This is a genomic window from Paraburkholderia gardini (genome assembly GCF_907164575.1).
GTDB classification, from domain to species: Bacteria; Pseudomonadota; Gammaproteobacteria; order Burkholderiales; family Burkholderiaceae; genus Paraburkholderia; species Paraburkholderia gardini.
This window is the reverse complement of record NZ_CAJQYY010000057.1, coordinates 1-7,477: the sequence shown is the minus strand read 5'-3', so window position 1 is coordinate 7,477 and position 7,477 is coordinate 1. Positions and strand designations below refer to the sequence as shown.

Annotated in this window: 8 protein-coding genes and 2 pseudogenes; 5 read left to right on the top strand and 5 right to left on the bottom strand. The window is 58.1% G+C overall.

Annotated elements, in window-relative coordinates; genetic code table 11:
* Nucleotides 1–301 precede the first annotated feature (301 nt).
* Together LPA34_RS26665 and LPA34_RS26660 are read right to left on the bottom strand one after the other, a co-directional pair.
* Entirely contained in the window at nucleotides 302–775 is a 474-nt protein-coding gene (locus LPA34_RS26665; protein ID WP_228984120.1) for an RES family NAD+ phosphorylase, read from the bottom strand.
* Nucleotides 772–1,200 (bottom strand): antitoxin Xre/MbcA/ParS toxin-binding domain-containing protein, encoded by a 429-nt coding sequence (locus LPA34_RS26660; RefSeq protein ID WP_228984118.1) that lies wholly within the window; start codon nucleotides 1,198–1,200, stop codon nucleotides 772–774. Before LPA34_RS26660 ends, LPA34_RS26665 begins: the two co-directional genes overlap by 4 nt.
* A 466-nt stretch (nucleotides 1,201–1,666) precedes the next feature.
* On the opposite strand from LPA34_RS26660, the gene LPA34_RS26655 reads away from it, so the two are divergent.
* The 4 genes from LPA34_RS26655 to LPA34_RS26640 all read left to right on the top strand — a co-directional run bounded on the left by LPA34_RS26655 (nucleotide 1,667) and on the right by LPA34_RS26640 (nucleotide 4,434).
* Entirely contained in the window at nucleotides 1,667–1,822 is a 156-nt protein-coding gene (locus LPA34_RS26655) for a hypothetical protein (protein WP_158608233.1), read from the top strand.
* 561 nt (nucleotides 1,823–2,383) lie between these two features.
* The gene (locus LPA34_RS26650) at nucleotides 2,384–2,665 is read left to right on the top strand and encodes a type II toxin-antitoxin system CcdA family antitoxin (RefSeq protein ID WP_228984115.1); all 282 of its coding nucleotides are present in this window, start codon (nucleotides 2,384–2,386) and stop codon (nucleotides 2,663–2,665) included.
* Nucleotides 2,665–2,988: a CcdB family protein gene (locus LPA34_RS26645; RefSeq protein WP_228984113.1), complete on the top strand. Its 324-nt coding sequence runs from the start codon at nucleotides 2,665–2,667 to the stop codon at nucleotides 2,986–2,988. Before LPA34_RS26650 ends, LPA34_RS26645 begins: the two co-directional genes overlap by 1 nt.
* 873 nt (nucleotides 2,989–3,861) lie before the next feature.
* Nucleotides 3,862–4,434, top strand: a complete 573-nt coding sequence (locus LPA34_RS26640; protein WP_228984121.1) for a hypothetical protein — start codon at nucleotides 3,862–3,864, stop codon at nucleotides 4,432–4,434.
* Here the strand turns inward: LPA34_RS26640 and LPA34_RS26635 are convergent.
* The 3 genes and pseudogenes from LPA34_RS26635 to LPA34_RS26625 form a co-directional block, all read right to left on the bottom strand.
* A pseudogene (locus tag LPA34_RS26635) lies at nucleotides 4,360–4,605 on the bottom strand (helix-turn-helix domain-containing protein); the annotation flags it as partial. The gene LPA34_RS26640 and the pseudogene LPA34_RS26635 sit on opposite strands and share 75 nt — an antisense overlap.
* Nucleotides 4,606–4,893: 288 nt before the next feature.
* Nucleotides 4,894–6,051, bottom strand: a complete 1,158-nt coding sequence (locus tag LPA34_RS26630; RefSeq protein ID WP_228984111.1) for a PDDEXK nuclease domain-containing protein — start codon at nucleotides 6,049–6,051, stop codon at nucleotides 4,894–4,896.
* A pseudogene (locus LPA34_RS26625) lies at nucleotides 6,048–6,164 on the bottom strand (HU family DNA-binding protein); the annotation flags it as partial. The gene LPA34_RS26630 and the pseudogene LPA34_RS26625, both read right to left, overlap by 4 nt.
* Before the next feature lie 347 nt (nucleotides 6,165–6,511).
* Between LPA34_RS26625 and LPA34_RS26620 the strand changes: the two are divergent.
* Nucleotides 6,512–7,054 (top strand): site-specific integrase, encoded by a 543-nt coding sequence (locus LPA34_RS26620; protein ID WP_228984110.1) that lies wholly within the window; start codon nucleotides 6,512–6,514, stop codon nucleotides 7,052–7,054.
* Nucleotides 7,055–7,477: the final 423 nt, after the last annotated feature.

Sequence of the window (7,477 nt, the reverse complement as noted above, 5' to 3'; positions counted from 1 at the left end):
AGCATGCGCCACAGCCGCCGGCCCGGAGCCAGGAACCGGACATTTCTAATGAGCCAGAACCAGACATTACTAAAAAGCTCTGACATACACATGCTCGATAATTTATCTTATGTAAAATAATCAGGGCGATTGACAAAAACTGACAGCCGTTTCGGCCCTGGCAACCAGACAAGGAGAATATAAAACGGCGCTGCACTGGCCATTGCGAGCGGCGAGTGCGAACTAAACCAGAAGCGACGCCCTGGTCATCTCCCTGGAGGAGCAAAGCGTCGAGGCAAGGCTAGCCGACCACCCTCATAATCTAGGAGTGTCCGACCGACGGCATCACAAAGAGGCGTTCGTCCCACACCACGGGTTGCGGCTCGGTCACGACAATCCGCGTCGCGTCGGGGTGTGCGGAATTGACCAGCGCGTTGAACTCTGCACGGACGACGACGGAAGGTACGATCAGGAGCGCGGTACGCGACTCGGTCAGCCAGGCGTCGCCGAACTCCCTTGCCGCCTGAAGTGCTGGCGCATCCCATCCCCCCGGCAACGATTCGGCCGAATGGCGTTCGACGCGAATATCATCGGGAACCGCTGCCTCAACCCATCCGTGTGTCTTCGGTATCTTGCCGATGCGCGCATGAACAAGAACCTCGAGCATCGCACCAGCGAAGGTCGACGCGGCGTAGATGACCGGTCGCCCCGAGCTATTGAAGCGGCCGCCCACCAGCATCGCGCCGGTGCCACTCCAGACCGTGTGTCGAGTGTCGGCGATTCGAAACAACTTCACGCCGGCAACCCATAAAACAGTTTCCAGAGCAGCTCTTCGACCCGGCGCGCGCCGAGCTCAGTCAGAGCAACATCGAGCGGGGCCCGCCCTTCGAGCTCCGGGTGCGGCGTCGACAGGAATTCCCGCGCGTCCTCTTCGTCGTTCCAGACGTAGGCCGTCGTCGCGACGATCCTGGCCAGCCGCTCAGTCTTTTCCGATTCGTCTGGCGTCAGCCGATCGCGACGCCGCTTATAGGTCGCTTCGGGGATGATGCGGGCAAGTAGCACACGCCGGGCGTCGGCACCCTGCGTCGCATGTTCGACGCCCGCGCGCAGCGCGGACTTGGGCAGGCCGTCGCGGACAAGTGCCTCGAGTTCCGCAAGCGTGTGCGGGACCTGCCGCAGTTCCATGACCGCGGCCACTGCTTCAGGCGTAATCAGTGACATGCGACTCCCGACTAAAGTATCAGTTGATACCTAATGATAGCGCAATTGATACCGCCTGCAAACCCATCTTCCATCTGACGGGCTCCAGCAGGGAGACTGCCGAGGCGGCCACCTCGACATCGTCGGTGCCCGCGAGAATTGCCCACATAGTATGACGGCACGTTACGGCCTACAGAAATCTTTCATACATGAAACGCCCAAGCAATTAAGCATCCGCTCGCGACAGGATGTCGCACTGGGCACACGGATAAACCATTTATAGTGCACTGCACAAGCCCGTATGATCGGTAGGTGCGATCTGACGGTTGTGTTATAGTGCGCTGCACAAGTTCCGTCCGATCGGCAAGTGTGATCTGACGACCGCGTCCGGCGTTGCCGGGTTGCAGACAGACATGCCGCTGAAGGTGAGTCGACACGCCTGTCAGCTACGCCCAGTTTCTGTCTACATCATCAAAATGAGGTCCCTGTGAAATACCTTCCCCGCATCGCCGCGTCTGGAGCACTCCTGGTCGTCGCTCTCGGTATCGTCACCTTCGCCCAGATCAAGTTCGCGCCGCAATCCGCAGACAACAACCCGGTCGCACGGATTGTCCTGAACGTCGAGTCGCAACTGAACGGCTGAGCGACTCCACCGCTGTATGTAGCCCGCGCCCCGCAGGCAAAGAAAAACCCGCCAGGCTCCGAAGAGAACTGGCGGGCTTGAGCGACTGATTTCGGATTCACATACCAAGGATGGTAACGGAGTTGACGCCTGCCCAGGCTCCTCCAGCGACCGCTCAGCCTCCATGTCCACGGCATCCAACACCTTGGCAGGTCACCAATCGTCAATTCGAGACGCTTCATCGTGGCCTCGTGAGACAGGCAATCTTCCCCTTCGACGTTTCGATCATCAGAAACTTGAAGAGCGTGTCGCCACACTGATCCAGCGCAAGCCAGCCCTCCCCGCCTTGCGCAAATTGTCACCGCGCAACCTGAAGGCATGGGCGAATCCAGAATTTGTGCAGCAGCCTCCTGCACAAATTGTAACCTTTTCGGCTTGACAAACATAGGATTACAAATTAAACGTCGATCACTTTAATTATGTAGACTTTGATTCGCCAGATGACTTCAGGCTATTTCGACGGGGCGGTCCACCCGCGGATGTGCGATACTATGCGCATGTTTATGCGCATAGGAATTGCACATGATTTCCGCACAAAGTCTGGAGAGCCGTAAACTGCGCCTGTCTCAACCGGCACGGAAAGCTACGCGTAAGCCCACCAACGTGTCGTTGCCAACCGACCTGCTCGATCGCGCGAAACAGTTGGATGTCAACATCTCGCGTGCAAGCGAACGCGGCCTACGTGAGGAAGTTCATGAGGCCGAGGCGCGCGCGTGGGCGGCCCAGCACGCATCCTTCATCGCCGAGTTGAACGCGCGCATCGAGCACGATGGTCTACCGCTCGAAGATCACCGGATGTTCTGATGGCCCGTTTTGATCTGTACAACAACCCTTCACCCAGGTCCAAGGCAACATCGCCGTACCTCCTTGATGTGCAAAGCGATCATCTCGGCAGTCTGTTGTCGCGGGTCGTTATTCCGCTCACACGTGTGGCTGGCAATTACACATCCGGTAAGGTCGCACAGGATCTGGCGCCGATCATCGAGATCGGTGGCGAAAAATTCATACTGGAAACGCCATTTCTCGGCGCGATCAGGGCCAGCGAACTAGGTCCGGCAACCGGAACGCTCATATCTGAACAGAGCCGTGTTCTGGCAGCACTCGATCGTCTGTTCGGAGCTTACTGATCAACCCGCCGAAGGAAATTACGCTGGTCATATCAACCACGGATACAACGGCCGGAATCGAACTGGCGATCGCCTGTCGCGTTGGGCCGTCCTCGAACCTGAATTGCCTGCCCTTCGGACGCTTGCCACCGCCGGCAACGACTGCATACGAAAAAACTTGGCGGTTCTTTCTTCTGTTTCGTGCTGCGGGTCATCGGCCTGTGCCGACATTCGTGTATCGACGCTGGCATGCCCGCTCGCCGTCGCAGACCGGTCGATGGGAGTGGCCATTGATGAACGGCCGCTACTCGGTTTAACGAGGCGTAGTTTTCTATACGGAGCAGACTTACGCGTCTGAGCGGAGACGACGGCTGTTCGAGCACAACCTCGAAGAAACGCAGAGATTTGCCGATTGGTCTGTCGAAATATGGAATCACACTCGGCGTCCCGTCCATCGTTCTCGTAGGATTTCCACAAACGAGCTTCCCGCGAAGTTGGTGCTCCGAGACGGAGATATGCCTCTTGAACCTCTCCTACTCATGTTTGAAAGTTGGCACGAGGATATTCTGCGTCACGGCAGACAGTACTATTCCGAATCTCGTAGGAGACTTGCAGGTCACCTGCTTTTCGTTTTGAAAACACCGCCGCCCGGTACGCAATCCAATAATCTTGTTGTCCTGACTCTTGACAACTGGGACGATTACTCGTTCAAAACCTTCTTCTCTGCCAGAATCTATGATGAAAATGGAATCACGCACGAGCTTGGCAGCCTGAAAATTGGATTTGTTGGACAGCCCGTGCAGTCGCACCTCCGACAGTCTTCTACCTTCGTTTCCAGAACTCCCAGAGCACTATTTTTCGCTCGGCCAAGAGCCAGAATATTATGAGCGCCTAATGAAACTGCCAACGAAGCTCCGTGAGGACTATCTTGGCGCTATCCGAGACGTCGTTTTTGATTCTGAGCGATTCATACAGGCCGAACAGGAACCAGTGTTCTCGACGTCTTTGCTTCGAAGCGTTAGTCGTTCTGCCATCGAAGGACAGTTCCGGCGGATACTGGCCGGCGGCGCCATGCTTACGGAGTACAGATTCTTCTACACAGCGCCGTTCGGAGACAGCATCGGGCCGATGCAACTCAACTTCGAGGTCGTGCCCAACTCGCTACCTCCGACAAACATTCACATTCTGATCGGTCGGAACGGCGTCGGGAAGACGACGCTACTTAACTTCATCACCGCTTCGATCGTCGAACGGAGAGCACATCAGGATGTCGGTAGCTTTGAAGTTTTAGAGCACGAATATCTGCCTCGCACTGCGATGCCTGAGAACTACTTTAGCAGCGTAACCTCTGTAGCATTCAGTGCATTTGATTCGTTCACGCCGCCCCCGGACCGCGCGCGCCATCGGGGAGGACTCGGCGGCAGGTGTGTCGCTTTCTTCGACCAGCGACGCGAGCGTTACCCCTAAGGCGGTAGCCAGTTTATCGAGCACGGTAGCCGTAGGACTGCTCTGGCCGCGTTCAATGAGCGATATGTTGGAACGGCTCACTTTGCTGTGTTCGGCCAGCGTGTCGAGCGAATAGCCATGGGCGTCGCGAAGTTCGCGTACACGGCGAGCGATGACGTTATTGATGTCCATGATTTCCAGCATAGTGGAAAATAATTTCCAGCACAATGGAAGTACATCTCTTCGCGCGCCTCTCTTCGCGTTGGCGGAATGGGCTGCATATGCATGGCGTCGCAGTCAGAAAACGGTGTCAGGCTGAGCTACACCCTAACCAGACGTCGGGCCGAAACGTAAAACACGTCAGATTGAAGTTGGTTTCATCATTACTGACGCTTCCTCCTCAACAGCCCAGATCCAAACCTGACAGTCTCGTCGCTAACGTACGTAAGTCCGAATCTTGACGGCACCCTGGACCAAGGCTTACGAAGCGCCGGTACGCCGGTCCAGTTCCGCTGTCGTGCGCTCCAGCTCCTGGACGATCGTTGCCTCATCGGGCAACACCGTCTGGTATTCCGCCGCGAGAATCTTGTTCGGCAGGTTATCCAGCGCGTAGTGTGCTTCGGCCGCACCTTTTTCGGCGCAAAGGATCAGACCGACAGGTGGATTCTCGCCAGGTTTCATCCAGTGCTCGCGCGCGTAGTTCAGATAGAGATGCATCTGCCCGGCATCCGCATAGCTGAAGCGACCGACCTTGAGATCGATGATGACCAGGCATCTCAGACGTCGATGGAAAAACACCAGATCAACCCTGAACCACGTGTCATCGATTCTCAGGCGGCGCTGCCGGCCGACGAAAGCGAAGTCGTCGCCAAGTTCCAGCAGGAAATCCGCCAGATGCTGGATCAGCGCCTCCTCAAGATCCGACTCCGAGTACTCGTCCTTGATGTCTAGAAACTCGAGGACGAACGGGTCGCGAATCGCCTCCTCCGGCGTGAGCAGGTCACCCGGCTGGACATCAGCGGCTTTCCTGAGCAGGGCCGCCTTGTTACACGACAGCGCCAGCCGCTCGTAAAGCTGGCTACTGATCTGGCGGTCGAACTGGCGCACCGACCAGCCTTCGCGCAACGCCTCTGTTTCATAGAAAGCGCGCGCGGCCGCAGTCTTCACTGAAAGCAGGCGCACATAGGCGGACCACGGCAACGTAAAACGGGTGGCCAGCGCCATGTAATCGGGCGCCGTTGCCGTGCCGTCGACGACGTCTTTCGCCGGCAGCGATTTTCCAGACGGCGTCTGGACTTTTTGAGGGGCTGCCGATTTTCCAGACAGTGTCTGGAAAATCTCCGCCGCCGGCCAGGCGACATAGAAGGCGCGCATGCTGGCCAGATTGGCCTTGCCGAATCCGCGTCCGAAACGGCGCGTCAGGTCGTCCGCGAGCCGGGCGATCAGCGCCTGTCCGTAACCAGCACGCGCCTGCCCGCCCTGCTCGCTGGCGACGATCCGCCGTCCGATCTCCCAGTAGGCGGCGGTCATCACGGCATTGACGTTGCGGGCCGCACTGCGTCGCGCCGACTCGACGACACTGACCACTTCCTTGTGCAGCCCAGCGTAGTCGCCGGGCGCGATCGCAACCTTCGTCATGACGCGTTCACGGCATCCTTGAACGCCTTGCCCACCGTGAACTTGACGGTCTTCGCCGCGGGGATCTGGATTTCGGCGCCGGTTGCCGGATTGCGGCCAACCCGTGCGGCGCGGAACTCGCATCGCTGGCGGCCCTTTTGTTCATCCGCCCTGTCCCCCGAATCTCAAAAATACGCGGTCAGGGCCCTTCGGTCAGCATTCTCATGGCTGGTCGATGTTCGCTATCTCGCTGGCAACCCGTGGAAGGCTGTAAAGGATCCGGCGACGATCAGGCGCGAGGCTGGGATGGACATCGAGCGCGCACTGTCCGCCTCGTTGTGGCATCGCGTACGTTCCTACATTGACGGACAGTGCGCCACTGAATCGGCCTCCTACTGGCGCACAATTCGTGTTGTCGCTCCTTCTGAGCGGTGACTCGGGGCTGCGGCGGGAAGAGATCACAGGAGCGGCCCGGGCCGGAATGCGCGAATCGACCTACAGTTCGGACGATTCTCCGGTGTGGGAGTTGACCGTGGTCGGTAAGCGCAAGATCGAACGCACCGTTCCAGTGAGTCCGGCAACCGTTGACGCGCTGCGCGCGCACTGGCGCGATCGCCAAAAGAACTTCGACGATGAGGCATCCGGACCGCTCGTGAAGCCGATTTTTCTGCCTCCAACGCCGCAGGCGAAAGAGAGGCACAAGTCCGATACAGACCTCTCGTACGCCCCAGATTCGCTGAACGATATGGTTGCGTGGGCCATGAAGCGGCTTCGCGCCGGCATCCCAGATCTATCGAACTCCGAAATCGCGCAGTTGGAGGCGACTTCGCCCCGTGCCTTCAGGCACACATTTGGCACCCAGGCTGCCGCTGAGGACGTGCCCGTCGATATCATCCAATGTATTCTCGGCCACCGGTCGCTCCAGACGACGACCATCTACGTGCAAGCGGAAAAGCAACGCATGATGAAGGCTGCCGCCAAATACTACGCTGCCGATGCAGCGTCAGAGTCCGACGACGACTAGATCCCACGGACCCTTTACTCCCTGTCTCCGGCCGGCAATATGCGTTTGTCTACGGCAGGCCCAACAACCCTCAGGAACAGACGGCCAGCGGCCAAAGTACGAGCAGACCGGACAAATCCAGGGGCGGGAGAGACGAATACAACTGCGACGAACCCTCTTCCTGTTGATGACCCATGTCGCGCGAATAGCGCGACGTAGGGCGCTGCAACGCAAATTCAGTATATAAAATTGGACCGTGCATGTGATGGTCTGGACTCGCCCCCGCGTGACCGGATACAGGCAGTCCATGCGAGTTCTGCGTCGCAACCTCAGGCGATGCTAGGATAACGACACGGTCGACCCCCGGCGTCAGACTACTTGTCGTGTTATCTGATTCTTATAGACATGGTCCGGGGGCGGTAAAATCAGGGTGAATGAAAGCCT

What these genes read in the sequence shown, in the direction of transcription:
- LPA34_RS26660 (WP_228984118.1), bottom strand. Translation starts at nt 1,200, where the DNA reads ATGTCACTGATTACGCCTGAAGCAGTGGCCGCGGTCATGGAACTGCGG.
- LPA34_RS26650 (WP_228984115.1), top strand. Translation starts at nt 2,384, where the DNA reads ATGATTTCCGCACAAAGTCTGGAGAGCCGTAAACTGCGCCTGTCTCAA.
- LPA34_RS26645 (WP_228984113.1), top strand. Translation starts at nt 2,665, where the DNA reads ATGGCCCGTTTTGATCTGTACAACAACCCTTCACCCAGGTCCAAGGCA.
- LPA34_RS26640 (WP_228984121.1), top strand. Translation starts at nt 3,862, where the DNA reads ATGAAACTGCCAACGAAGCTCCGTGAGGACTATCTTGGCGCTATCCGA.
- LPA34_RS26630 (WP_228984111.1), bottom strand. Translation starts at nt 6,051, where the DNA reads ATGACGAAGGTTGCGATCGCGCCCGGCGACTACGCTGGGCTGCACAAG.
- LPA34_RS26620 (WP_228984110.1), top strand. Translation starts at nt 6,512, where the DNA reads ATGCGCGAATCGACCTACAGTTCGGACGATTCTCCGGTGTGGGAGTTG.